Annotated in this window: 22 protein-coding genes; 21 read left to right on the plus strand and 1 reads right to left on the minus strand. The window is 66.3% G+C overall.

Annotation, left to right across the window (positions count from 1 at the left end; genetic code table 11):
- Positions 1 to 2 precede the first annotated feature (2 nt).
- The 19 genes from CFB47_RS06790 (at position 3) to lpdA (ending at position 20,489) form a co-directional block, all read left to right on the plus strand.
- Positions 3 to 398: a GNAT family N-acetyltransferase gene (locus CFB47_RS06790; protein ID WP_219846201.1), complete on the plus strand. Its 396-nt coding sequence runs from the start codon at positions 3 to 5 to the stop codon at positions 396 to 398.
- Positions 399 to 411: 13 nt separating this feature from the next.
- Positions 412 to 891 carry a hypothetical protein gene (locus tag CFB47_RS06795; RefSeq protein WP_089460726.1) on the plus strand — a complete coding sequence of 160 codons (480 nt, stop codon included), beginning with the start codon at positions 412 to 414 and terminating at the stop codon, positions 889 to 891.
- Between the two features lie 12 nt (positions 892 to 903).
- Positions 904 to 3,000: a hypothetical protein gene (locus CFB47_RS06800; RefSeq protein ID WP_089460727.1), complete on the plus strand. Its 2,097-nt coding sequence runs from the start codon at positions 904 to 906 to the stop codon at positions 2,998 to 3,000.
- A 1-nt stretch (position 3,001) separates the two neighbouring features.
- Positions 3,002 to 5,332: a lytic transglycosylase domain-containing protein gene (locus CFB47_RS06805; RefSeq protein WP_089460728.1), complete on the plus strand. Its 2,331-nt coding sequence runs from the start codon at positions 3,002 to 3,004 to the stop codon at positions 5,330 to 5,332.
- 3 nt (positions 5,333 to 5,335) lie between these two features.
- Complete coding sequence (locus CFB47_RS06810) at positions 5,336 to 7,933, plus strand: hypothetical protein (RefSeq protein ID WP_089460729.1); 2,598 nt, start codon at positions 5,336 to 5,338, stop codon at positions 7,931 to 7,933.
- Positions 7,933 to 8,319, plus strand: a complete 387-nt coding sequence (locus CFB47_RS06815) for a hypothetical protein (RefSeq protein ID WP_089460730.1) — start codon at positions 7,933 to 7,935, stop codon at positions 8,317 to 8,319. The genes CFB47_RS06810 and CFB47_RS06815 overlap by 1 nt, the downstream gene beginning before the upstream one ends.
- Complete coding sequence (gene terL / locus CFB47_RS06820; protein ID WP_089460731.1) at positions 8,306 to 9,949, plus strand: phage terminase large subunit; 1,644 nt, start codon at positions 8,306 to 8,308, stop codon at positions 9,947 to 9,949. The genes CFB47_RS06815 and terL overlap by 14 nt, the downstream gene beginning before the upstream one ends.
- Positions 9,950 to 9,986: 37 nt before the next feature.
- Entirely contained in the window at positions 9,987 to 10,670 is a 684-nt protein-coding gene (locus tag CFB47_RS06825; RefSeq protein ID WP_089460732.1) for a hypothetical protein, read from the plus strand.
- Positions 10,667 to 11,926, plus strand: coding sequence for a hypothetical protein (locus tag CFB47_RS06830; protein WP_089460733.1), 1,260 nt, complete (start codon positions 10,667 to 10,669; stop codon positions 11,924 to 11,926). The genes CFB47_RS06825 and CFB47_RS06830 overlap by 4 nt, the downstream gene beginning before the upstream one ends.
- Positions 11,927 to 11,953: 27 nt before the next feature.
- Positions 11,954 to 12,265 carry a hypothetical protein gene (locus tag CFB47_RS06835; RefSeq protein WP_089460734.1) on the plus strand — a complete coding sequence of 104 codons (312 nt, stop codon included), beginning with the start codon at positions 11,954 to 11,956 and terminating at the stop codon, positions 12,263 to 12,265.
- Complete coding sequence (locus tag CFB47_RS06840) at positions 12,262 to 12,543, plus strand: hypothetical protein (protein ID WP_143330803.1); 282 nt, start codon at positions 12,262 to 12,264, stop codon at positions 12,541 to 12,543. The genes CFB47_RS06835 and CFB47_RS06840 overlap by 4 nt, the downstream gene beginning before the upstream one ends.
- A complete protein-coding gene (locus CFB47_RS06845; protein ID WP_089460736.1) occupies positions 12,530 to 13,024 on the plus strand; it encodes a glycoside hydrolase family protein in 495 nt (164 codons plus the stop codon). Before CFB47_RS06840 ends, CFB47_RS06845 begins: the two co-directional genes overlap by 14 nt.
- Positions 13,021 to 13,308, plus strand: coding sequence for a hypothetical protein (locus tag CFB47_RS06850; RefSeq protein ID WP_256946654.1), 288 nt, complete (start codon positions 13,021 to 13,023; stop codon positions 13,306 to 13,308). Before CFB47_RS06845 ends, CFB47_RS06850 begins: the two co-directional genes overlap by 4 nt.
- Positions 13,309 to 13,310: 2 nt before the next feature.
- On the plus strand, positions 13,311 to 13,595 hold the full coding sequence (locus tag CFB47_RS40245; protein WP_143330804.1) for a hypothetical protein: 285 nt from the start codon (positions 13,311 to 13,313) through the stop codon (positions 13,593 to 13,595).
- 839 nt (positions 13,596 to 14,434) lie between these two features.
- Positions 14,435 to 15,061 (plus strand): flavin reductase family protein, encoded by a 627-nt coding sequence (locus CFB47_RS06855; RefSeq protein ID WP_089439646.1) that lies wholly within the window; start codon positions 14,435 to 14,437, stop codon positions 15,059 to 15,061.
- A 423-nt stretch (positions 15,062 to 15,484) separates the two neighbouring features.
- The gene (locus tag CFB47_RS06860) at positions 15,485 to 16,717 is read left to right on the plus strand and encodes a 3-methyl-2-oxobutanoate dehydrogenase (2-methylpropanoyl-transferring) subunit alpha (protein WP_069247605.1); all 1,233 of its coding nucleotides are present in this window, start codon (positions 15,485 to 15,487) and stop codon (positions 16,715 to 16,717) included.
- 2 nt (positions 16,718 to 16,719) lie between these two features.
- Positions 16,720 to 17,760 carry an alpha-ketoacid dehydrogenase subunit beta gene (locus tag CFB47_RS06865; protein WP_089439648.1) on the plus strand — a complete coding sequence of 347 codons (1,041 nt, stop codon included), beginning with the start codon at positions 16,720 to 16,722 and terminating at the stop codon, positions 17,758 to 17,760.
- Position 17,761: 1 nt separating this feature from the next.
- A complete protein-coding gene (locus tag CFB47_RS06870; protein ID WP_089460737.1) occupies positions 17,762 to 19,090 on the plus strand; it encodes a dihydrolipoamide acetyltransferase family protein in 1,329 nt (442 codons plus the stop codon).
- 7 nt (positions 19,091 to 19,097) lie between these two features.
- Entirely contained in the window at positions 19,098 to 20,489 is a 1,392-nt protein-coding gene (gene lpdA / locus CFB47_RS06875) for a dihydrolipoyl dehydrogenase (RefSeq protein WP_089460738.1), read from the plus strand.
- 130 nt (positions 20,490 to 20,619) lie between these two features.
- On the opposite strand, the gene CFB47_RS06880 is transcribed toward lpdA, so the two are convergent.
- The gene (locus tag CFB47_RS06880) at positions 20,620 to 21,981 is read right to left on the minus strand and encodes a helix-turn-helix domain-containing protein (protein WP_089424950.1); all 1,362 of its coding nucleotides are present in this window, start codon (positions 21,979 to 21,981) and stop codon (positions 20,620 to 20,622) included.
- A 388-nt stretch (positions 21,982 to 22,369) separates the two neighbouring features.
- Here CFB47_RS06880 and CFB47_RS06885 point away from each other — a divergent pair, with 388 nt between their 5' ends.
- Positions 22,370 to 23,221 (plus strand): oxidoreductase, encoded by an 852-nt coding sequence (locus CFB47_RS06885; RefSeq protein WP_174975752.1) that lies wholly within the window; start codon positions 22,370 to 22,372, stop codon positions 23,219 to 23,221.
- Between the two features lie 158 nt (positions 23,222 to 23,379).
- The gene (locus CFB47_RS06890) at positions 23,380 to 24,117 is read left to right on the plus strand and encodes an SDR family oxidoreductase (protein WP_089460739.1); all 738 of its coding nucleotides are present in this window, start codon (positions 23,380 to 23,382) and stop codon (positions 24,115 to 24,117) included.
- The last annotated feature ends 4 nt before the right edge of the window (positions 24,118 to 24,121 follow it).

The following is a 24,121-nucleotide window of genomic DNA, read 5'->3' on the forward strand; positions in this document are numbered from 1 at the left end:
TGATGGCCGCCGAGTCGCCGCGCTACCGGCGTTACCGCTTCTCCGCGCCGAAGCTCGTTGCGCTGTTCGAGCGGCTGATTGCGAGCGAGGACGGCTTCCTGATGATGGCCGAGCGCGACGGCCGACCGATCGCCGTTATGGCTGCGATGGTCATGGAGCACTGGATGTCCGAGGACAGAATCGCGTGCGACTTCGGCCTGTTCATCGATCCGGCGCACCGCGGCGGAATGCTTGCCGCGCGCTTCGTGCGCACCTATCGCGAGTGGGCGTGCGAGCGCGGCGCTATCGACACGTTCCTCGGCATTTCCACTGGCGTGCACGTCGAGCAGACGGCACGCTTCTACAAAACGCTCGGTCTCATCGAGGCCGTCATCACTTTCGAGGTGCCGCATGTGTGACCCGATTTCGATCATGGGTGCTGTGACCACTGGGGCGAAGTATCTGCCCGCCGCCGCGTCCGTGCTGACGTCCGCGAGCGGCGCGGCGCAGCAGGGCACGGCTGCCGAGCAGGCCGCGCAGTTCAACGCGCAGCAGCAGCTGATGCAGGCGGACCAGACGCAGGCCGCCGGCTACCAGCAGGCGAAGCGCATCCGCGAGCAGGGACAGACGACGACGGGGCAGGCGACGGCCGCGCTCGCCGCGTCGGGCGTGAACGTCGGCACCGGCACCTCGAACGACGTGCGCGAGCGCATCGGCCAGAATACCGAGACCGACGCGCTGAACACGATCCTGAGCGCCGACACAAAGGCGCAGGCGATGCGCGGGCAGGCGCAGATGACGTTGGCGGCCGGCCAGCAGCAGCAGCGCGCCGGCAACATGGGTGCGCTCGGCTCGGTGCTGTCCGGCGCGTCGAAGTTCATCACCGGCTGGAAGTCGCTCGCCAGCTCGTAATCCGGAGGAAACATGGCACGAATCCCACTCGGCGATCCGGCAAGCGCAGTTGCGCAGCCCGCGCCGGCGGTCCAGGCTGACCCGAACGCGTTCGGCGCGGCTACCGGCCGCGCGATGCAGGGTATCGGCGATGCCGGCACGCAGATCGCGGCCGGCCTGTTCCAGCAGAAACAGAAGCTCGACGAAGACCTCGCGCGCACCAACGCGGCTGTCGCCTACCAGTCGCACGCGACGAACGTGCAGTCGGCGATGAAGACGGCCGGTGAGCAGCTGGCAAGCGGTGCGATCGATCAGCCGACCTACCAGCAGCAGGTGGCCGACGCGCAGAAGCAGTCGTTCGAGTCGACGATCGGCGCGCTGCCGGGTGGCCACTACAAAAACATCGCGACGACGCAGTCGGCCGGCCTCGATCGCACGGTCGCTCTCGGCATGCAGGAGGCGCTGACGAAGAACACGCAGCAGCTCATCGCGACGAACGCGGCGACGCTGCTCGACACCGCCGGCAAGAGCATCGCGACGAATCCGGCCAGCATCGACGGGACCGTCGCGAGCACGAAGCAGGCATACCTGAGCGCGGCTGCGTCCGCCGGCATCCCACAGCCGCGCGCGGCGCAGGTCGCGCAGGACTGGGCCGACAGCCAATATGCGGCGCACGCGCAGTCGGCGGCGATCGCGGCGCGCGGCACGGGCGACCTCGCCGCACTCACGCAGTTGGAGAAGGACCTGACCTCCCCGGACGGCTACTACGCGGGCAAGCTCGACGCTGGCAAGCGCAATCAGGTGCTCGCGTCCGTCGTGTCGAACCGGTTGTCGCTGGAAAACCAGATGAACAGCGAGCAGCAGGCGCGCGAGCGCGAGGCTGTGACGGCTTTCAATCAGGGCACCGACTTGATGACGCAGGGCAAGCGCTTCAGCCCCGAATACATCCAGCAGCTCACGGCGGCGACCCGCGGCACGGAACTGGAAGGCCAGACGCAGCAGCTGATCGCGCGCGCGGCGGCCGGCGCCGGTTTCTCGACGCTGTCGGTGCCGCAGATGCGCGCCGCTGTGCAGGCGAACGAGGGACGGCAGGTCACCGCCGGCACCGATCCTGTCGAGGCGGCCGCGATCAAGCAACAGAAGCAGATCCTCACGGCGACCGATGAAGCGTACAAGCGCGACCCATGGAATGCGGCGCTGGAGCGCGGTGCGATTGCCGGCGTGCCCGCGATCGACACGTCTGGCATTACGCAGCTCGCGTCGTCGCTCGCGGCGCGCGCGCAGCTCGCGCCAGTCGTCGAGGACAAGGCCGGCCGCCGCGTGTCGTTGCTGACGCCAGACGAAGCGCGCAGCGTGCTCCAGACTGTCGACGCGCTGCCGACGAACACGAAGGCGCAGGCGCTCGCGATGCTCGGTCGCTCGATGGGGAACGCCGCGCGCATCAACGACCTGGCTGAGCAGTGGAAGGACAAGAGCCCGGCGGCGGCGCTCGCGATGAAGGCCGGTGCGGCCGATCCGTCGGGCGGCCCGCTGATGATGCAGAGCGGTATGCCGGTTGCGCAGTACATCCTCGACGGGCAGGACGCGTTGGCGAACAAGCTGGTGAAGGTCGATCCGGCGGCCGCGACCGGCATGCAGGCCACGATCGCGAAGCAGATCGGTGACGCGCTGCCGCCGCAGCAGCTCGGCGATGCGCGCGAGACCGCGTACTTCGCGGCGGTCGCGAGCGCGCGGAAGAACGGCCGCGACGTGCCGAACTCGACCGACATCCTGACCGGCGTCAACGTGGCGACCGGCGGCCTGTCGAAGACTGGCGGCGTCGATCCTCGCGGCGACCGGTACATGGCCGCGAAGCCGTGGGGATGGTCCGATGACGATTTCGACGGCGGCGTCAAGGCGGCCTCGGTCTCGAACATCGAGAACCAGCCTGGCGGCCGGCCGGTCGACAGCGTCATCGCGAACGGCACGAAAATTCCCGTCGACCAGTTCATGCAGCAGTTCGCGAGCTACCGCCTGCAGCGGGTCGGCATCGGCGGCACCTACACGGTGCTGACCGGCGCGCGGCCCGTGACCGACGCGAGCGGCGCACCGCTGCTCATCCACCTGACGAAGCCAGTACCGAAGCGCTGACATGCCAATCGATCCCCTCTACGAAGACACGACGAGCGCCTACCTGACCGGGCAGGGCAACGTGCAACTGCCGCCCGAACCGAAGCCGCAGTCGTCGACAGGGCTTGGCTCGGTCGGGCTGGCGGTCAGCCTCGGCGCCGTGCAGGGTGCAGCGCGCCTCGCGGGCGCCGCAGCGGACCTGACGTCCGGCGCGAGCCAGATCCTGACCGACCCGAGCGAATCGCTGCTCAATCCGCAGCTTCAGGAGGAAACCGACCGTCGGCTCGGCGAGACCTTCAGGAAACAGCGCGAGGGCACGCTATTCACGTCGGCCGCAGGGCAGCGACTGTACAGCCTGTCCGACATGCTGCGGCCCGACCCGAACAACACGACGACCACGGACCAGATCGTGCAAGGCGCCGTCAGCAGTCTGACCCAGATCGTGCCGGCCGCAGTCCTCGGTGGTCCTGTGGCCGGCGCGGCGGTGGGCGGTACGTCTATCGGGCTCGGCCGCGCGGAGGAACTGAAGCGCGAAGGCGTCGACGTCGGCACGCGGTCCGCCGCTGGTGCAGTAGAAGGTGCGTTCGGTGCAGTCGGTGCAGTGCTGCCTGCCGGTGGCTCGACGATTGCGCGGACACTCGGGCTTGTCGCTGTCGGTGGTCCCGGCATGGCGATAGCGCAGGCTGCCGCAGAAAAATCGATACTGAAAAACGCCGGCTATGACCACCTCGCCGACCAGATTGACCCGCTCGACCCGATGAACCTGAAAGCGTCGCTTTTCGTATCGGGTATCTTCGGCGCCGGTCATATCGGGGGCATCGCGATGAATGCACGCGCGGCGCGCGCCGCCGACCCGGCCACGCCGCTACCGACGCTCGACGTCGCCGTGCGCAAGCAGCTGCCATACGACTCGCCGATCCTTTCCTCATACATCACGTCCGCCGCGCAGCGCGAGGGCGTGCCGCCGGGCCTCATGCTGGCGCTGATCCACGCGGGCGAGAAATCGAACTCGAATCAGGTTTCGCCGAAGGGCGCGGCGGGCGTCGCGCAGATGATGCCGGACAACCTGAAGAAGTTCGGCGTGACCGACCCGAAAGACCCGCTGCAGTCGATCGACGGCATGGCGCGCTACCTGAAGGCGACGCAGGACCAGTACGACGGCAACGTGCAGGCGATGATCGCCGACTACAACGGTGGCCCGCGGCAGGCTGCTGCAGTGTTGCGCGGTGAGCGGCCGCCGGCCGCCGAGACGGCAGCGTACATGGATCGCGTGAACGACTACCTGACGAACCGCGTCGGCGACGATCTCCGCTTCAACCCATCGCCGCAGGAGGTCGACGCCGCGCTGATGGCGCGAGGGCAGCGCATCGTCGACGACGCATACGTGTTCGGCACGCCGGACGACGTGAACGGCATGGCCGCGCATCAGGACGCATTCGAACTCGCCGCGCGCCAGATGGACGAGGGCGGCTATCCGGACGTCTCGCGCTACTTCACGCCGGACGACGTGACGCGCGCGAACGCGCTCGAAGGGCTGATCGCTGACGCCGAGTCGTACCGCGGCGATCTCGCGTCGACGGCGGCCAATCTGGCAGATCCCGGCGCCGTGGCACAGGCGCGCGCCGAACTCGACCAGCTGCGCGCGAACGCACCGGACACGTCGCCTGAAAGCGTGAAGGAACTGACACGCCAGCTGCAGGACCAGGGTGCGAAGTACAAGGCAGCGGCTGCCGAGGCGCAGCGCCGCATCGACGCCGCGCAGGCTGACCACGAGGCGCAGGTCGCGCGGCTGGAAGGGATGATCCGGCAGAACGCTGAAGCGCAGCGCGCGAGCGACCAGCTGCCGACGCTCGACTCTCAGATCGAGCAGATGCGCACCGCGCGCGCCGGCATCGACGTGCCGGCCACGCGTCGCACGCAGATCGCTGACTTCGTGTCGAGTCTCGCCCGCGCGCAGCGCGAGGCAGACCGCGCGCCGGCCGTGCGCCGCGCCGAGGCAGCGCAGCGCGGCGCCGACGTGACGGCTTCCTCTGCCGAGCAGACGCCCAGCGGCGCGAGCGGCGTGGCCGCCGCGCGTGCGCCGTCGAGCGCCGATGTTCTGGCGGCCGCAGTGCGCGACCTGACTGGTGCGGGCGAGCCGGCCGCACGGCCGACGTCCGCTGTCGAGTCGAACTTGCGCGAAGCCGCGGCGGCGACGCCCGACGCACAGGTCGAATTCGACGCCACGGCGGGCGAGTTCCGCGGCTCGCTGCGCGACGCGCTCGACACGATCGACGCCGAGCACGCCGCGACGATGGCTGACGCCAAGCTGTTCGAGGTGGCGGCGAACTGTTTCATTCGGACGATGGGGTAATTCATGCACGCAAAATGCGCAGCGGCCGTCACGCAGGCGGCCGGCCGAGACCTGACGAAGGCCGAACTCGACGGCATCGAGAACCGCGTGCGCGCCGGCATGCGCGCCGTGTCGCGGCAGGACCGCGCCGCGTGGAACTCGATGACCGAAGCCGAGCGCGTTCAGGCCGGCGCCGACTGGGCGCGGCAGCAGTTGGAGGGCGAGGCTAACCTCGACAAGGCCCGCAAGCAGCTGCAGATCGCGAAGCAGATCGAGACGACCGACCGGATTCAGGAAGCGCTGTATGCCGATCCGGAGCGCGCGCATGCGAAGCGCGCCCGCGAGAAGGCGGTGAAATCGGACATCGAGCGCACCTACGAGCTGGCGGGCGGCATCAAAGCCGACTACATGCGGCAGACGATGGGCGCGATCGAGGGGATGAAGCACGGGCAGAACTTCCTCGCGCGCGCGTTCGACGTCGACAATCCGGCGATGGAACGCGACATCATTCGCGAGATCTACCGCGGCGCCGATGGTTCAACCGGAAACGAGGTGGCGAAGGCGGCCGCCGAGCAGATCAGCGGCACTTCGAATGCGATGCGCGAGCGCTTCAACCGGGCGGGCGGCAACATCGGCCAGCTCGACTACGGCTACGTGCCGATCCGCCACTCCCAGGCGAAGATCCTCGGCAACGGCTCCGATGCCGCCAGGCACGCATGGGCCGACTTCGTGCTGCCCCGGCTCGACCGCTCGCAGTATCTGGACGATGCAGGAAATCCGCTCGACGATGCCGCGCTGCGCCGCGTGCTGACCGGCGAGGACCGCGAAGCATGGGAAGCGCGCAACATCGCCGCACGCGGCATGGGCGTTGAGCCGCGCAAGCAGGGCGTCTGGGACACGATCGCGTACGGCGGCGTCAACAAGATCGTGCCCGGCGAGACGACCAGCGGCGCCGCGCGCGCGAATGCCGGCTCGCAGCACCGCGTCCTTCACTTCCTGAACGCCGACGCGCACATCGAGTACAACCGCACGTACGGCGAGGGCTCGCTCCTGAATGCACTGATCGACCACGTCGGCGGCATGTCGAAGAACATCGCTCTCGTCGAGCGCTACGGCCCGAACCCGACGCGCAACATGCGCACGCAGATGCAGCTGACCGCGCTGCACGACAACACTGAAATGCGTACGCTCGAAGGCGGCATGACGTCGGTCGGCGCCTACTGGAACTACGTGACGGGCGCGACCAACACGCCCGTCAATCCGGCGCTCGCGAGGCGCTTCGAGACGCTTCGTACGACGGTCAGCGCAATCAAGCTGCAGGGCACGATCCTCGCCGCTCTCGGCGACGTTGGCACGATGTTCGTGACGGCCGGCTACAACCGTGTGCCATTTTTCAAGACGCTCGGCACGGCAACACGGCTGATGGCGCCCGGCTCGAAGGATTACCGCAGCTGGCTCACGTCGCAGGGGCTGATCGCGGAAACGCTGGAGCACGGCCTGAACCGGTGGGGAACCGATCACCTCGCGACGACGTGGGCGAAATGGCTGTCGGCGCAGACGATGAAATTCGGCGGCGTCACGGGCTGGACGGATGCGCTGCGCACCGCGTTCCAGGCGCAGATGATGCGCGGCCTCGCCGAGATCGGCGGTACGGAGTGGGGCAAGCTCACCGAGTGGGACCGCCGCTCGCTGACGCGCTCGGGCATCACCGCCGACGACTGGGCGCTTGTGAACCGCGCCACGCCCGGCGAGTACAACGGCTCGAAATACCTGACGCCAGACGCGCTATATGGGACCGGCGACGCGCGCGCCGCTGACGTCGTGCCGAAGCTGCTCGGCATGATCCGCGACGAAGGCGAATTCGCTGTGCTGAATCCCGACCTGCGCACGAAGGTGCTCGCCGCGGCGACACCGGGCACGTGGCAGGGCGAGCTGCAGAAGACGTTCATGCAGTTCAAGTCGTTCCCACTCGCGATGATCTCGCGGCACTGGGGGCGTATCGGCGAAATGCGGCGCTCCGGTGACTTCCGCGTCGAGGGCGCGCCGACGCTCGCGAGCCCGATGGCGTACGCGGCCGCGCTCGTCGTCAGCACGACGCTGATCGGCGCGCTGTCGACGCAGATCAAGAACCTGATCGCCGGCAAAGATCCGGAGCCTATGGCCGACAACGTGAAGCATGCGGCCGGCTTCTGGACGCGCGCTTTCTCGGTGGGCGGTGGCGCGGGTTTCGCGGGTGACATGCTCACGGCCGCGTTCCAGAGTGCCGACTACGGTTCGCTGTTGAGCAGTGCAGTCGGCGGCCCGGTTCTGTCGACGCTGTTCCAGCCGCTGCGCGCGATCTCGACGAACGTGCAGGACGCCGCGCAGGGCAAGGATACGCACGTGGGAGCTGACCTGCTGAAGGTCGCGCAGTCGAATATGCCGCTCGTGAATCTCTGGTTCTGGAAAACGGTGTGGAACCGGCTGATCTGGGACAACATCGCCGAGAACCTGTCGCCGGGCGTGACATCGCGGAACGTGGCGAAGTCGCGCCAGCAATACCACAATGACTACTTCTGGGAACCGGGAACGAGCGCGCCGCAGCGCGCGCCGGATCTCAGCAACGCGTTCCAGGGGGAGTGATGCGCATCGATCAATACGAGCGCCTGCAGGCGCTGTCCGAGAAGCTGACCGACGTGTTTCTCGACGAAGCCGATCCGGACGGCTGGCCGGGCGCTGGGATTGCGCTCGCGACGATGGATAAGGCGACGCGCGGCGACCGCTACTGGTCGAAGAAGAACGCGGCCGCGACGGTGATGCTGATAGGCCGCGTGCACTCGCTGGTGAGCGTGATCCAGCTCGCGAGCAAGGGTGGCGACGGCGCGGCCGCTGGCGGGGTGAGCGAGACCGAGGCCGAACTCGACGCGGAGGTTGCTGCTGCCGAGAAGGAGGCCGAGCGGCTGCTCGACCAGGTGCAGCAGCGCGCGCGGAAGGCCGAGTTCGACAAGCGCGCACATGGAAAATCGTAAGGTCGGGTTCCTCGCCTTTTTCCTGATGTGGGCGAAGCAGCAGGGCTGGAAGGTTCCCCTGCTGCACGTCCGGGTCTGCCATTGGCTGGAGACCTGTGACGAGCCCATGCGCGTGCTGCAGGTGTTCCGCGGCGCGGCGAAGTCGACCATCTACGCCGTGTTCAAGGCGTGGTGCCTGTACTGCAATCCGAATCTGCGCTCGCTGATCTGGTCGGCCGACGGCCCGCTGTCGAAGAAGCTCACGCGCGACGTCATCAACGTGCTGCGCCGGCACCCGCTCTGCGCGGGCATCCTGCCGACGAAGCCAGGTGCGCAGATGTTCTGGGTGAACGGCGCGAATGATCCGCGCAATGCCAGCATGACGGCCGTCGGTGTCGACCAGAACGTGACGTCTGCGCGCGCGGACAGCATCGACTACGACGACGTCGAGGTGCCGAAGAACATCCGCACGCCCGAGGCGCGCGAGAACCTGCGGCTGAAGATTCAGGAGGCGACCTTCATCCTCGTGCCCGGTGGCCAGGAGACGTACATCGGCACGCCGCACACGCACGACTCGATCTATCCCGAGCTGATCGCGGCCGGCGCCGCGTCACTGAAGATCCCGCTGTTCGAGGCCGGCGTGCGGTACGAGGACACGTCATCGGAGACGCGCTACCGATTCGATTTCACGCCCGGCGACGACGGTCTGTACGTAATGGCCGGCATCTTCAAGCACGCACGGCTGTTGCGCGAGGGCGTCGACTATCGTGTCGAGGGGCGCGAGGTCGTATTCTCGCGGCCGCCGGGCATGGTGATCGATATCTACGCGCACTGCGCGTGGCCCGAGCGCTTCACGCGCGACGACATCGAGAAGCGCCGCAAGAAGTGCCGCACGCTGAACTACTGGGATTCGCAGTACCAGCTCGAAGCGAAGCCACTCACCGAGGTCCGGCTCGATCCCGAAAAGCTTCGACCGTACAACGTGCACCCGATCGTCGAACGTGCGAACCGCGAAATGCGCATGATGCTCGGAGACACGCGCATCGTCAGCGCGCGCGCGTACTGGGATTGCGCGACTGGCAAGGTCGGCAGCGACGACTCGGCGTTTTCTCTGGTGCTCGACGATGCGGCCGGAAACTATTACTGGCACGTCGCTCAGGCGATGCTCGGTGAGTTCGCCGAATTTTCGAGCGGCGAGAACTCGAAGATCACCGGCGGCCAGGTCATGCAGGTATGTGATCTGGTCGAGCGCTTCGCTATCCCGCTGATCTACGTCGAGACGAATGGTGTCGGCTCGTTCGTGCCGCAGCTGCTGCGCAAGGCTCTGCGCCAGCGAAAGCTTGTGTGCGGCGTGAAGGATATCGCGGCGACCGTCAACAAGAACGAGAAGATCCTCGCGGGCATCGAGCCGCCGCTGAAGTCGGGCGTCCTCTGGGCGCACGTCGACGTCCTCGACAGCCCAGTGTGGGACCAGATGCAGTCCTTCAACCCGTTAGTGAAGCGGCAGCCCGACGATTTCATCGATTCGGGAGCCTCTGCGATCCTCGAAACGCCTGTCAGGATTGGCAGGATAGTCGGGAATCCGACAGCCGCAGAGGGGCACGATTGGCGTCCATCAGTGGGCGTCCATGAGGTGACGCTCGAAATGTAGCGCCGCGCCGCGGCGCCTTTCGCAGAGAGGTTGCCGCGTGACCGTCCCCGTCCAGAATCCCATCGTTGCGTACGTCGGAAACGGCATCACCACGGTGTTCGCTTTCCCGTTTCGCCTCCTGACTGAAGATGACCTCACGGTCACAATTAACGGTTCGCCGTCGCCGATCGCATACACGATCTCAGGCATCGGCGAGGACCAAGGTTCGGTGGTATTCGCCTCCGCACCGACAGCTGGCACGCGCATTCTGTTGTACCGAAACGTCGCGCTGATGCGCAGCGAAGACTACCAGGACAACGGCGACCTGCTGGCCGACACGGTGAACGCCGACTTCGATCGAATCTGGATGGCGCTTCAGGGTCAGGGATACCTCGTCGGCAGTGGGGACCCGTCGCTTTCGCGCGTGCTGATGCTCGGTCGAGACGATACGAACGGATCAGGCGCATATCGTGCGAACAGCAATCGCATCTCGAATCTCGCTGATCCGATCGACAACAAAGACGCTGTGAACGTCGATGCGGCACGCGCGATCGCTGAATCCTTTGTCCCACCGGGTAATGGTGGTGGCGCTGCGATGACCTCCGGCTTTGTCAGGCCGATTGTCCCCTTCGTAAATCAACTGTTTCTGGACAGGAATCTAGGCCCGTTCGGAATGCCGATCTATTGCTATCAGGTGTTTCCCGAAATTATTTGGTGCAGCTTTGCTGGAGTGCCGGTATGAAATTCTACGAAAAACTGTTGCTTGCGTTCGCTTGGGGCATTGCCGCGATTGGCATGTCGGTATTCGGCATTACGCATGCTCGTGCGCAAAATTTCCCCGTCTACAACCTGATCGCGAAACCGCTTGTCGGCGCACCGACGGTGGACCTTACCGCTTCGATGGATGGCGGCACGTACATTTCTGGCTCGGGGGTGTTCAGCTTCTATCCGACCGTCGGCCACGATGCGGGCGATCATCAGCGCGCGCAGGCGTACTTCAGCTTCGTACCGACGAAGCCCGCGACGATCAGCGAGACCGGCATATCGATCAACGCCAACATGAATTCTGGGTTCGCGAAGACATGGTCGCCGTCGACCGCCTACAGCGTCGGCGACTATCTCGACGTCAACGGGAACGTCTATCTGAACACGACGGCCGGGACGTCTGCATCCTCTGGTAGCGGGCCGAGCGGTAGCGGCTCCAGCATTGCGGACGGCTCGGCTGTGTGGGCATGGCAATGTCATGATCAATGCAACGCGAAAATGCCGCTGTTTATATCGGCGGTCGCCGGCAGCAACGCCGGTCACGTGTGGGCGGCCGACGTCGATCTCGTGCTGAACTCTGGCTGGCGCGGGCAATTCGCCGCTGCATTCGAATCGGATATCACCAACAACTCCGGTGCTGAATGCCCTGGGTGCCAGAATTTTTTCGCGACGGGTGATCCTGGGCCAAACCCTGTTCAGGCGGCGTACTCCGCATATGGGCCGTCCGACACGCTTTACTCGTGGGTGAACGGCGTGCAGGTCGTTGGAACCAAGGCGTACAGGAATGCGGCCTTCTACGACTTCTCGTTCGGCGGCCAGTATGGCATTCAGCTGGCGGGCAGCTACGGAACCGCCGGCATCATGATGTCGCACGACTTCGCGCAGATTCGATTCGGCGCGGGCGACAGCTCGAACCTGAACCGCTGGCGGATCATCTCGAACATCAATCACGGGAGCGACGGCGCGCTGACCTTCCAGCACTCGACCGACAATTTCGCCTCGAATTTTACGAACCCGCTGATCCTCGGTAACGAGGGCACCGTAACCTTTACGACGGGTCCGGTTCTCACGCCTACGGTTGTGAGCAGCCTGCCGACGTGCACACCTTCATTCGCCGGATACACGCGCGTTGTGCGCGACGCTGCGTCTCCGACCTATGGTGGCGCACTCGCTGGCGGGGGCACTTCGTACGCGATCGCTTTGTGCACCGGCACTGCTTGGACTTCTCACTGAAAACGACAACAACGACGAGGGAAACGCATGCAGAACGGACAGCCCGGCTGGCTCGATTGGAAGGTCAACGTGCAGACGCTCGTCACGGGGGTGATCGGCGCAGCAATCGCACTGACGGTCGCGTACTTCACCCTTGTGGGTCGCGTTTCGAAATTGGAGGACCACGTCGCTGCGATCGAAACCGCTGCAGCAACCCAGAAGCAGGACGTTCGTGAAGCGCTCAACGAGATCAAGGTGAGCGTGAAGGACACAAACTCGAAGGTCGACCGCCTCAATGAACAGCTGTTCGTGAGCAGTGCAGGCGCTCGGCCCGACACGCGCAGATGGAGCAAGCCGTGAGAAAGATCCTCATCGATGACCTGAACCAGATCGGCAAGTGGTGGTCGGTTCGCGTGAGCGCGCTGATGCTCATCCTGCTCGCTGCAATTCCGCCGCTTGCCGATCAGTATCCGCAGCTTGCGCCGTCGCTGCTCTCGCTGTTCCCGAAGCACGGGCAACAGTGGGTGCCGATCGTCGGCGTGCTGTTGACGGTCGCCGCGCGTGTCGTCAGCCAAGCCGGCCTGATCAGCAGCATCAGGGCACTATTCCGCAAGGGGAGCGACGATGGCTCGCATTGACGTGTATGCGGCAGGAGGGCGAAACCGTGTCGCCTTCCTCGATATGATCGCGGCGAGCGAGATTGGCGCCATGCTGCTTGCGAAGTCGGATGACGGGTATAACGTGCTCGTCGGCTCGACGCCAGCGCGGCCGTTGCTGTTCGCCAGTTATGCGACGCATCCCAACGTGCTCAACCGCAATATCCCGGTTCCGTCGACGGCGGCGGGCCGCTATCAGATCCTGAACCGCTGGTGGCGCATCTACCAGGCGCAGTTGAAACTACCCGACTTCGGCCCGGTGTCGCAGGATCGCTATGCGCTGCAGCAGCTGCGCGAGCACGGCGCGCTTCCGCTGATCGACGCCGGCCGGTTCCGCGAGGCTGTAGCGAAGGTGTCGAACGTCTGGGCCAGCCTGCCGGGCGCCGGCTATGGGCAGCACGAGAACGACGTCGAACGGTTGCTGGCCGCGTATCAGGCTGCCGGCGGGGAGATTCAATCGTGACAGCAATCCTACCCATCCTGGTGAAATTCGGCCCGTGGCTGCTCGCGGCGGCTGGCGTGCTGTTCGGCATGTTCCGGCATCAGCAGGCCGCTACGGCCACGGCCAAGGCGGCGGCCACCGTCGCGCAGGCCCAGGCTACCGTTGATGCCGGCAACGCCGCGGCAGCGCAGGTCGGACAGCAGGCGGTGGCGACAGCGGCCGTCGCTCAGCAGCAGGCAGCGGCGACGCCGGATTCAAACCTCGACGCGCGGCTCGCCGACCTCGGTGCGCTGCGGAAGGATTGACAATGCGATCACTCAACATTTTTCTCGGCGCTCTCTGTGCGATTGCGCTGATCGAATCAGCACACGCGGAGCCTAATATCGTGCGGCGTCATGGCCCATCGATACAAATGAACCATATCGTCGTGTGCGAAGACCTGAACGCCCCGAACCCATCTGGCCGGGGTTTCCCGGCTATACCTGAGACGGGTGAACTTACGCCTGAAGGCTATGCTGAATTTCAGAGCATGCTGAAAGCGCGGTTTCCTGACTGCCCGGCCACAGACAACCCGACATCGGAGGCGCGATGAATGGGCAAGCTGTCTTCGTCATCGGCTGTGGTTTGCTACTGGCCGGCTGCCAGACCTGTCCGACGGTGCCGCCGGCGCGCATCGTCGATACCGCTTGCCTGTGGGTCAAGCCTATGACGGCATCGCCAGCTGACACGCCCGAGACGAAGCGCGAAATCCTCGAGTACGAGCTCGCGCGGCGAGTGAACTGTCGGACGTCTGCCCCAACTCAAAAATAGCGCTGTGCGAGCGCGTCGCAGGTCTCATCGTCCAGCTCATCGAGGCCCGTCGCTCGCACCCAGCATGAGCATCCGTGGTTCGGTCGTACGCGCATGGGCGAGCACCGCGGGTGCGTGCAGTGCGCAATACCGGCGCCGGGCTCCGCGGTTCCGGCCCAATGCTCGCAGGTCCAACACGTGCGCATGACCGTGCGGATGTGCAGTCCGATATATGGGGTCGCTTTGGTTTCCACGATGCAAGTCAGCACTGTATGGCCGTACAGTGTAGCGCTCCGGTTCGGTTCCGGATGAAAAGCGACGAAATTCTCCCCATTCATTACGCACGCCGCGCTCGCTCCCTTGCAAATAAAGGGAAGGCCGTTTCCGGTCCCCGGCACCATCGATTGCATTGACGCGATTCGATTTGACGAAGGTGTAAAAAACCCGCGAGAAATGAAGCCCTCGCGGGTTTTTTTGTGGGTGTGACGCGTGACGCCTTCATCGTCCGTGCCGCTTCGCTGCGGCGAAAACGGCGCCATGTGATACTGGCACGCACGTCGCGCCGCACGCGTTCGCCGCCCCCGGCGAACGCAGCGCGCCGGCCGATTCCGCCATCGCTTGCGCCTCGCCACACCACCTGTCATGAACGACTCGACCCACCACTATTACGAACCCTCGCAAGGCCACGGCCTGCCGCACGATCCGCTGAACGCGATCATCGGCCCGCGCCCGATTGGCTGGATCGCTTCCCGCGGTGGCGACGGCACGCTCAATCTCGCGCCCTACAGTTTCTTCAACGCGTTCAACTATCGTCCGCCGATCATCGGCTTTTCGAGTACCGGCGCGAAGGACAGCCTGCGCAACGTGCAGGAGACCGGCGAGTTCGTGTGGAATCTAGCGACGCGCGATCTCGCCGAGCGGATGAACCAGACCTGCGCCGCCGTGCCGTACGAGGTCAACGAATTCGAACTCGGCGGCCTGACCGCGGTGCCCTCGCGGGTCGTCAACGTGCCGCGCGTCGCGGAAAGCGGCGTGAACTTCGAATGCAAGGTGACCGACGTGATCCGGCTGCGCGATCATCATGGCGTCGAGACGCCGGCCACGCTGGTGCTGGGCGAGGTCGTCGCGGTCCATATCCGTCATGACCTGCTGAAGGACGGCATCTTCGACACGTTCGGCGCCGGCATCATTCTTCGTGCGGGCGGCCCGTCGGCCTACGTGCACGTGAAGCCCGACAGCCGCTTCGACATCTTCCGCCCCGACGCGTGACCGGTCGCGTGCCGGAGTAAGCCGGCAAGGCGGGCCGCCGGCCCGGCCGCACCCGCCCCCGAAAGACCCCGCCGAGATCGACGATTTCGCGGGGTCTTTTGCGTCTTACCTTCGCATGACCGCCGCGCGCCGACCCGTGCGCGGCCCGATGCCCGATCGCCGTCTACCCGTCTACCCGGCGACCCTGCGCCGCAGCAAACCCATGCTGCGCCGATGCCGCCGGTCGCCCCGATGCGCCGCAGCGATTCCCCATGGCAAATCTGCTCACCGCAATCGAGCGGCTTGGGCATCGACGTGCGCTGCCGCAAGGCATAAATTTCCAAGGTTGACGTGCCTATCCGCACGCCAGCTCGCGCGCAGGCCGGCAACCGGCCTGCGCGTTCCCAAACAGCGTGAGACACAATCGAGCGTGGAGACGACACGATGAGCCTGTCAGAGCCATTGCGTCTGCATGTGCCGGAGCCCACCGGGCGCCCGGGCTGCAAGACGGACTTTTCCTATCTGCATCTATCGCCGGCCGGCGCCGTTCGCCGCCCGCCGATCGACGTTGCCGCGGCGGACACCGCCGATCTCGCCCGCAGCCTCGTGCGCGTGCTCGACGACAGCGGCAAGGCCGTCGGCCCGTGGGCACCGGATCTCGACGATGCGCGGTTGATCGCCGGCCTGCGCGCGATGCTCAAGACCCGCATTTTCGACGCGCGCATGATGATCGCGCAGCGTCAGAAGAAAATCTCCTTCTACATGTTGAGCCTCGGCGAAGAGGCGATCGGCACCGCGCACACGATGGCGCTGCGCGACGGCGACATGTGCTTCCCGACCTACCGGCAGCAAAGCATCCTGATCACGCGCGACGTCCCGCTCGAACGGATGATCTGCCAGCTGATGTCGAACGAAGGCGACCCGCTGAAAGGCCGCCAGCTCCCCGTGATGTACTCGGATCGCGAAGCGGGCTTCTTCTCCATCTCCGGCAACCTCGCGACGCAGTTCATCCAGGCGGTCGGCTGGGCGATGGCGTCGGCGATCAAGGGCGACACGAAGATCGCGTCCGCGTGGATCGGCGACGGCGCGACGGCCGAATCCGACTTCCATACCGCGCTCACGTTCGCGCACGTGTACCGCGCGCCGGTCGTGCTGAACGTCGTCAACAACCAGTGGGCGATCTCGACGTTCCAGGCGATCGCGGGCGGCGAAGGCACGACCTTCGCCGGGCGCGGCGTCGGCTGCGGGATCGCGTCGCTGCGCGTCGACGGCAACGACTTCCTCGCGATCTACGCGGCGTCGAGCTGGGCGGCCGAACGCGCGCGCCGCAATCTCGGCCCGACGCTGATCGAGTGGGTGACCTACCGTGCGGGCGCGCACTCGACGTCGGACGATCCGACCAAGTACCGGCCGAGCGACGACTGGTCCCATTTCCCGCTCGGCGATCCGATCGAGCGCTTCAAGCGCCACCTGATCGTCAAGGGCATCTGGTCCGACAGCGCGCACGAAGCGTTGACGGCCGAGCTCGAGGCCGAGGTGATCGCCGCGCAGAAGGAAGCGGAGAAATACGGCACGCTGGCCGACGACCGGATTCCGTCGCCGGCGTCGATGTTCGACGACGTGTACAAGGAGCTGCCCGCGCACCTGCGCCGTCAGCGCCAGGAACTGGGAGCGTGATCATGGCGCAACAAGAGGCAGGCACGGCAACGCAGCCGATGACGATGATCCAGGCGCTGCGCTCGGCGATGGACGTGATGCTCGGGCGCGACAGCGACGTGGTCGTGTTCGGGCAGGACGTCGGTTATTTCGGCGGCGTGTTCCGCTGCACCGAAGGACTGCAGAACAAATACGGCAAGTCGCGCGTGTTCGACGCACCGATCTCCGAAAGCGGGATCGTCGGCGCGGCGGTGGGGATGGGCGCGTACGGGCTGCGCCCGGTGTGCGAGATCCAGTTCGCCGACTATTTCTACCCGGCGTCCGACCAGATCGTGTCGGAAGGCGCGCGGCTGCGCTACCGCTCGGCCGGCCAGTTCATCGCGCCGATGACGATCCGCATGCCCTGCGGCGGCGGCATCTACGGCGGCCAGACGCACAGCCAGAGCCCGGAGGCGATGTTTACGCAGGTGTGCGGGCTGCGCACCGTGATGCCGTCGAATCCGTACGACGCGAAGGGGCTGCTGATCGCGTCGATCGAGAACGACGATCCGGTGATCTTCCTCGAGCCGAAACGGCTGTACAACGGGCCGTTCGACGGCCATCACGACCGGCCGGTCACGTCGTGGCTCAAGCATCCGGCGAGCGCGGTGCCCGAGGGCTACTACACGGTGCCGCTCGATACGGCCGCCGTAGTGCGCCCCGGCAACGACGTGACGGTGCTGACCTACGGCACGACGGTGCACGTGTCGCTCGCCGCGGCCGAGGAGACGGGCATCGACGCGGAGGTGATCGACCTGCGCACGCTGTGGCCGCTCGACCTCGACACGATCGTCGCGTCGGTGCGCAAGACCGGGCGCTGCGTCGTCGTGCACGAGGCGACGCGCACCTGCGGTTACGGTGCGGAACTGGTGTCGCTGGTCCAGGAACATTGCTTCTACCACCTCGAGGCGCCGGTCGAGCGCACGACGGGCTGGGATACGCCGTATCCGCATGCGCAGGAGTGGGCGTACTTTCCGGGCCCGGCCCGGGTCGGTGAAGCGTTGCGACGCGTGATGGAGGCGTGAGATGGGGATTCATGTCATCAAGATGCCGGATATCGGCGAAGGGATTGCCGAGGTCGAGCTGGTGGCCTGGCACGTGGAAGTCGGGCAGACGATCAAGGAAGACCAGCCGCTCGCCGATGTGATGACCGACAAGGCGGCGGTCGAGATTCCGTCGCCGGTGACGGGCAAGGTGATCGAGCTCGGCGGCCGGATCGGCGAGATGATGGCGGTCGGCAGCGAGCTGATTCGCCTCGAGGTCGAAGGCGACGGCAACCTGAAGGCCGGCGCACCGGTGCGGGAATCAAAGGTAGCAACCGCACCGGTCGCTTCGGCGCCGTCGAAGTCGGTGGCCGACGCGCCGGCGGAATCGTCCGCCAAGTCGGCGGCGAAGCACGGACCCGCGGAGCCGCGTCGTGCGAAGCAGGCCGAGCACGCGGAGCGCGTCGAGTCGCCGCGCGCGGCGCTCGCGCCGGGTGAACGGCCGCTCGCGTCGCCGGCCGTGCGCCAGCGCGCGTGGGACATGGGCATCGAGCTGCGCTATGTGCGCGGCACAGGTGAAGCAGGGCGGATCCTGCATGCGGACCTCGATGCGTATGCGGGTACCGGCAGCGATGCGGCGCGCGGATCGCACGCGTATGGCTACGCCGAACGCAACGACGAAACCGACGTGCCGGTGATCGGCCTGCGGCGCGCGATCGCGCGCAAGATGCAGGAAGCGAAGCGCCGCATTCCGCACTTCAGCTACGTCGAGGAGATCGACGTCACCGAGCTCGAATCGTTGCGCACGGAACTGAATCGCCGCCACGGCGACACGCGCGGCAAGCTCACGCCGCTGCCGCTGCTGATCCGCGCGATGGTGATCGCGTTGCGCGACTTCCCGCAGATCAATGCGCGTTTCGACGACGAAGCGGGTGTCGTCACGCGCTACGGCGCGGTGCACATGGGCGTTGCGACGCAGACGGACGGCGGCCTCACGGTGCCCGTGCTGCGTCATGCGGAAGCGCGCGACGTGTGGTCGATTTCCGCCGAGATCGCGCGGCTTGCCGACGCGGTGCGCGCGAACCGCGCGCAGCGCGACGAGCTGAGCGGCTCGACGATCACGATCTCGAGCCTCGGCGCGCTTGGCGGCATCGTGTCGACACCGGTCATCAATCATCCTGAAGTGGGCATCGTCGGCGTGAACCGCATCGTCGAGCGGCCGATGATCCGCGACGGCGCGGTTGTCGCGCGCAAGATGATGAACCTGTCGTCGTCGTTCGACCATCGCGTCGTCGATGGCGCGGATGCGGCCGAATTCATCCAGGCCGTGCGCGCGGTGCTCGAGCGCCCGGCACTGCTGTTCGTGGAGTGATCACGCAATGAAGAACGAACACACCACGCTGCTCGTGATCGGCGGTGGCCCGGGCGGCTACGTCGCCGCGATTCGCGCCGGCCAGCTCGGCATTCCGACCGTGCTCGTCGAGCGCGACCGGCTCGGCGGCACCTGCCTGAACATCGGCTGCATTCCGTCGAAGGCGCTGATCCACGTGGCCGATGCATTCGAACAGGCCCGCGGCCACGCGGGCGAGGGCGCACTCGGGATCCGCGTGCGCACGCCCGAGATCGACATCGCGAAAAGCGTCGCCTGGAAGGACGGCATCGTCGACCGGCTGACGCGCGGGGTCGGCGCGCTGCTCAAGAAGAACGGCGTGCGCGTGCTGCACGGCGATGCGCAGGTGGTCGACGGCAAGACCGTCGACGTCGTCGGCGGCGGCCATACGACGCGCATCAGCTGCGAGCACCTGTTGCTCGCGACCGGCTCCGAGCCGGTCGCGCTGCCGTCGATGCCGTTCGGCGGGCATGTCGTGTCGTCCACCGAGGCGCTGTCGCCCGAGACGTTGCCGAAGCGGCTGGTCGTCGTCGGGGCCGGGTATATCGGGCTCGAACTCGGGATCGTCTATCGCAAGCTCGGCGTCGACGTGAGCGTGGTCGAAGCGGCGGAGCGCGTGTTGCCCGCGTACGATGCCGAACTCGCGCGGCCGGTTGCCGATTCGCTCGCGCGGCTGGGCGTGCGGCTGTTGCTCGGCCACAAGGTGCTCGGGCTCGCGGAGCACGGCGCGGTGCGCGTGCAGGCCGCCGATGGCGCGGAGCAGACGCTGCAGGCCGATCGCGTGCTGGTGGCGGTCGGCCGCCGGCCGCGCGTCGACGGCTTCGGGCTCGAGTCGCTGCCGCTCGATCGCAACGGTCGCGCGCTGTGGATCGACGACGAATGCCGGACGTCGATGCGCAACGTCTGGGCGATCGGCGACGTCGCCGGCGAGCCGATGCTCGCGCATCGTGCGATGGCGCAGGGCGAGATGGTGGCCGAGCTGATCGCCGGCAAGCGCCGCAAGTTCATGCCCGCGTCGATCCCGGCCGTGTGCTTCACCGATCCGGAGATCGTCACGGCCGGCTGGTCGCCGGACGACGCGCGGGCGGCCGATGTCGACTGCGTGAGCGCGTCGTTCCCGTTCGCGGCGAACGGGCGCGCGATGACGCTGCAGGCGACCGACGGCTTCGTGCGCGTCGTCGCGCGGCGCGACAACCACCTGATCGTCGGCTGGCAGGCGGTCGGGCGCGGCGTGTCGGAGCTGGCTGCCGCGTTCTCGCAGTCGCTGGAGATGGGCGCGCGGCTGGAGGATATCGGCGGCACGATCCATGCGCACCCGACGCTCGGCGAAGCGCTGCAGGAGGCCGCGCTGCGTGCGCTTGGGCACGCGGTGCATGTGTGACCGGCGAGCCTCCTGAAAAAGCGCCGCGGATGCGCAACGCGCGTATCCGCGGCGATATTTACGACAGGTAGACGGCAGACACGTTCATTCGATATCCGGCACGCTGCGATGCCGGTGCTCCGGGTTTCGCCTAGTCCTCCGGATCGTATTGACCGTCGTCCGTCCTGCTGCGGCCGGCGGATGCCGCCCGCATCCTCAATTCCCGCGGCGTTACGCCGAAGTGCCGCCGAATCGCGGTCGACAGGTAGCTTTGCGTGCCGAATCCGCAGTCCAGTGCGATCGACAGGATGCTGTCCGACGTATGTTCGAGCAGCAGGCGTGCGCGTTCCAGCCGCCGCTCGATGATGTATTGCGCCGGCGTGCGGGAAAACTGCATCCTGAATGCGTCGATCGTCGCGCGCTCGCTCATGCCAACCAGTCGGCAGAGGTCGGCCGTGTCGATACGGCTTTCCAGCGACGCATCGATGAACCGGTTGATCGTCTGTGCGCACAGCGGCGCGCTGGCGGCGTCGGCTGTCAACGGCTGATCGGCGGCGTGCGGGTTTCGCCGGTAGGTGGCGCCGGGCGGTTCGCCGAAGCGACGGTAGTACTCCCGAATGAAGCGCGCCGTGATCGAGAATCCATGCGCATGCAACGTCGCATCGAAATCCGGCCCGTCGCCTCGCGCGAGCGCGCGGTTCACGTGGCGAAAGCGCGCTTCGTTGCGCAGCTCGGTCGATGACCGGCCTGTCAGGCGGCGGATGCCGTGCTCCAGCGCCTCGGTCGCGCAGCCGAGCACGTGCGCGATCGCGCCGAGCGTTTTCCACCGCAGCGGCGCGTCCTCGAGCATGTGGATTGCCATGCGAGTCTGGTGTTCGGGCGTGCAATGGTCGCGGTCGAACAGCGCGCCGTGGTTGTTCGCGTGGCCGGCCACCATGATCTTCAGCATGTGTTCGAGCAACGCGTCGACGGCGACGCCGGGAATGGGCGACATCCTGATCATCCGGCGCAGGCAACCGGCCGCGGCATTCCATTGCATCCGCAGCTCGGGCGAGACCGGTGTCAGCCCGAACTCGACCGGCTCGAGCCCCGGCCGGCCAATCCATTGTGCGAGAAAGCGGTTGACCCGGTCCGCATCGATGATGACCGACAGATGGCCGAATCCGTCGCCCCCCGTCGTGCAGAACGAGTGGCCAGTCGACGAAATCGGCATGACGTCACCCGTCGTGCAGGCCGCATCGTCACCGTTGCTTTCGTAACGAGCGTGGCCACGACGGCAGGACAGGAACAGGTAGTTCGGACGCGCATCGTTCGAGCGGAAGTGAAAAGGCATCAGGTAGTCGACGTCGTAGACGCCGATGCCGTTCCATTCATGTCCCGTCATGCTGACATTCCGACGAACCGCGTGCTGCGCCGTGAACTGGTTGTCGGCATAGATCGTGCCGATGAAATCGGACACTTCGTCGGGGTCGTCGCTGTGAAACCGGTGCGTCCTGCGAAGCGGGTCGCTCATGCTGGTTTCCACTCCGAACGGATGCCGGCGCGACTCGATGCCGGCGGCGGTGTGACGGGACGCACGCAACCGGCGTGCGTGCCCACTATTGCACCTTGCCGGCGCACCGTGCGTCAAGAATTGTCAAACGGGCGGCTGCACGCGGAAGGCCCGTGTTGTCTGATGAAACACCGCGCGGCAACGTCGATGTGTCCGCTCGGCCGGCTTCCGGATTTTCATTTTTCCGGTACGCATTCTTGAAAGAACCGGCACGGTCGGAACGCTAATATGGTTGAACCGATTGTTAGTCAATCGTGGATAGTGCATCTCGACGCGCCCCGTTCATTCGCGCCATCGGCTCGACTACACTCGATCCATCCCAATATTTTCAGTGATCCGGAGTTTTCGAATGAACACAGCATCGATGGCAGACAAGGTCGTATTGATCACTGGCGTCTCGTCCGGTCTCGGTCGCGAACTGGCGCAACGGCTGCTCGCAGAAGGCGCGCGGGTCGCGGGCACCGTACGCGGAGCGGAGCAGGTCGCCGAATTCGAACGGCTTGCGCCCGGGCGTGCGCTCGGTGTCCTGATGGACATCACGCAGCCCGACACGGTAGCGGCGGGCGTGCAGCGTGTGATCGAGCAGTTCGGCCGGATCGACGTGCTCGCCAACAATGCTGGCGTCGGCACGGTCGGCGCGGTCGAGGAGACGACCGAAGCCGATGCGCAGCAGATCTTCGACGTGAATTTTTTCGGCGGGTTGCGCCTGATCCATGCGGTCTTGCCCACCATGCGCCGCCAGCGCTCGGGGCACATCGTGCAGTTCTCGTCGATCGCCGGGTTCGCGGGCTACCCGGGGCTGGGCGTGTACGCCGCGGCCAAGGCCGCGACCGGCGTGCTCGGCGAGGCGTTGGCCGGCGAGCTCGCACCGCTCGGCATTCATGTGACGGTGCTGACGATCGGCATTTTCGAAACCCAGTTCGCCGGACGTTCGCTGGCGTATACGTCGAACCGGATCGACGACTACGCGGACACGCCGGCCGGCCAGTTCCGCGGATTCATCGGCCAACTGCAAGGCAAGCAGCCCAATGTGCCGGAAAAGGGCGCACAGGCGATCGTCGATATCCTCAAGGCGGAGAAGCCGCCGGTCCATCTCGCGCTTGGTGCCGATGCGGTGGGAACGATGCTCGGCCGAGCCGAATCGATCGAGCGTGATATCCGTGCATGGGAAACCGTGTCGCGATCGACTCAGCGCGACTGAGCGGGTATCCGGTTCGTTCGGGTAAGGTCCGGATCAATAGTATCGGTGTGCTAAGTAACGGGAAGGAATCGTCGTGAATCGGCCCTCGTCGCGATCGATATCGCGCGGGCCAGGCATGCGTCCGGATGCGCTGGACGCGAAACCGTGGAGAAGCAGACATGAACAATCGAACAAGCGTGGCGATCGTGACCGGCGCATCGCGAGGTATCGGCGCGGCAATCGCGCGGCGCCTGGTGGACGACGGGCTGGCCGTCGTCATCAATTACGCAGGCAAGGCGAGCGAGGCCGAGGAACTGGCGAGCGATCTCGCGGGCGAGGGCGGGCGGGCGGTCGCGGTCCAGGCGGACGTCAGCGATCCGGCTGCCGTGGCGCGGCTGTTCGATGTGGCCGAAGCGAAGTTCGGCGGCGTCGACGTGCTGGTGAACAACGCCGGAATCATGAAGCTGGCGCCACTGGTCGATAGCGACGACGCGCTGTTCGACACGCAGATCGCCATCAACCTGAAGGGGACGTTCAACACGCTGCGCGCGGCGGCGCGCCGGCTGCGCAACGGCGGGCGCATCGTCAACCTGTCGAGCAGCGTGGTCGGACTGAGGCCCGAGACGTACGGCGTCTATACGGCCACCAAGGCAGCGGTCGAAGCGATGACGGGCATCCTGTCCAAGGAGCTGCGCGGTCGCTCGATCACCGTCAACGCCGTCGCGCCGGGGCCGACCGCGACCGACCTGTTCCTGAACGGCAAGTCGGCGGAGCTGATCGAGCGCCTGTCGAAGATGAATCCGCTGGAGCGTCTCGGTACACCGGCCGATATCGCGAACGTGGTCGCGTTCCTCGTTGGTCCGGACGGCGGCTGGATCAACGGGCAGGTGCTGCGCAGCAACGGCGGGATGGTTTGAGTCC

It is taken from the genome of Burkholderia sp. AU27893, from assembly GCF_002223205.1.
Lineage (GTDB): Bacteria > Pseudomonadota > Gammaproteobacteria > Burkholderiales > Burkholderiaceae > Burkholderia.

What these genes read in the sequence shown, in the direction of transcription:
- CFB47_RS06800 (WP_089460727.1), top strand. Translation starts at nt 904, where the DNA reads ATGGCACGAATCCCACTCGGCGATCCGGCAAGCGCAGTTGCGCAGCCC.
- CFB47_RS06865 (WP_089439648.1), top strand. Translation starts at nt 16,720, where the DNA reads ATGGCGCAACAAGAGGCAGGCACGGCAACGCAGCCGATGACGATGATC.
- CFB47_RS06855 (WP_089439646.1), top strand. Translation starts at nt 14,435, where the DNA reads ATGAACGACTCGACCCACCACTATTACGAACCCTCGCAAGGCCACGGC.
- CFB47_RS06790 (WP_219846201.1), top strand. Translation starts at nt 3, where the DNA reads ATGGCCGCCGAGTCGCCGCGCTACCGGCGTTACCGCTTCTCCGCGCCG.
- CFB47_RS06845 (WP_089460736.1), top strand. Translation starts at nt 12,530, where the DNA reads ATGGCTCGCATTGACGTGTATGCGGCAGGAGGGCGAAACCGTGTCGCC.
- CFB47_RS06835 (WP_089460734.1), top strand. Translation starts at nt 11,954, where the DNA reads ATGCAGAACGGACAGCCCGGCTGGCTCGATTGGAAGGTCAACGTGCAG.
- CFB47_RS06890 (WP_089460739.1), top strand. Translation starts at nt 23,380, where the DNA reads ATGAACAATCGAACAAGCGTGGCGATCGTGACCGGCGCATCGCGAGGT.
- CFB47_RS06860 (WP_069247605.1), top strand. Translation starts at nt 15,485, where the DNA reads ATGAGCCTGTCAGAGCCATTGCGTCTGCATGTGCCGGAGCCCACCGGG.
- CFB47_RS06870 (WP_089460737.1), top strand. Translation starts at nt 17,762, where the DNA reads ATGGGGATTCATGTCATCAAGATGCCGGATATCGGCGAAGGGATTGCC.
- CFB47_RS06795 (WP_089460726.1), top strand. Translation starts at nt 412, where the DNA reads ATGGGTGCTGTGACCACTGGGGCGAAGTATCTGCCCGCCGCCGCGTCC.
- terL (WP_089460731.1), top strand. Translation starts at nt 8,306, where the DNA reads ATGGAAAATCGTAAGGTCGGGTTCCTCGCCTTTTTCCTGATGTGGGCG.
- CFB47_RS06810 (WP_089460729.1), top strand. Translation starts at nt 5,336, where the DNA reads ATGCACGCAAAATGCGCAGCGGCCGTCACGCAGGCGGCCGGCCGAGAC.
- CFB47_RS06815 (WP_089460730.1), top strand. Translation starts at nt 7,933, where the DNA reads ATGCGCATCGATCAATACGAGCGCCTGCAGGCGCTGTCCGAGAAGCTG.
- CFB47_RS06805 (WP_089460728.1), top strand. Translation starts at nt 3,002, where the DNA reads ATGCCAATCGATCCCCTCTACGAAGACACGACGAGCGCCTACCTGACC.
- lpdA (WP_089460738.1), top strand. Translation starts at nt 19,098, where the DNA reads ATGAAGAACGAACACACCACGCTGCTCGTGATCGGCGGTGGCCCGGGC.
- CFB47_RS06830 (WP_089460733.1), top strand. Translation starts at nt 10,667, where the DNA reads ATGAAATTCTACGAAAAACTGTTGCTTGCGTTCGCTTGGGGCATTGCC.
- CFB47_RS06885 (WP_174975752.1), top strand. Translation starts at nt 22,370, where the DNA reads ATGAACACAGCATCGATGGCAGACAAGGTCGTATTGATCACTGGCGTC.
- CFB47_RS06880 (WP_089424950.1), bottom strand. Translation starts at nt 21,981, where the DNA reads ATGAGCGACCCGCTTCGCAGGACGCACCGGTTTCACAGCGACGACCCC.
- CFB47_RS40245 (WP_143330804.1), top strand. Translation starts at nt 13,311, where the DNA reads ATGCGATCACTCAACATTTTTCTCGGCGCTCTCTGTGCGATTGCGCTG.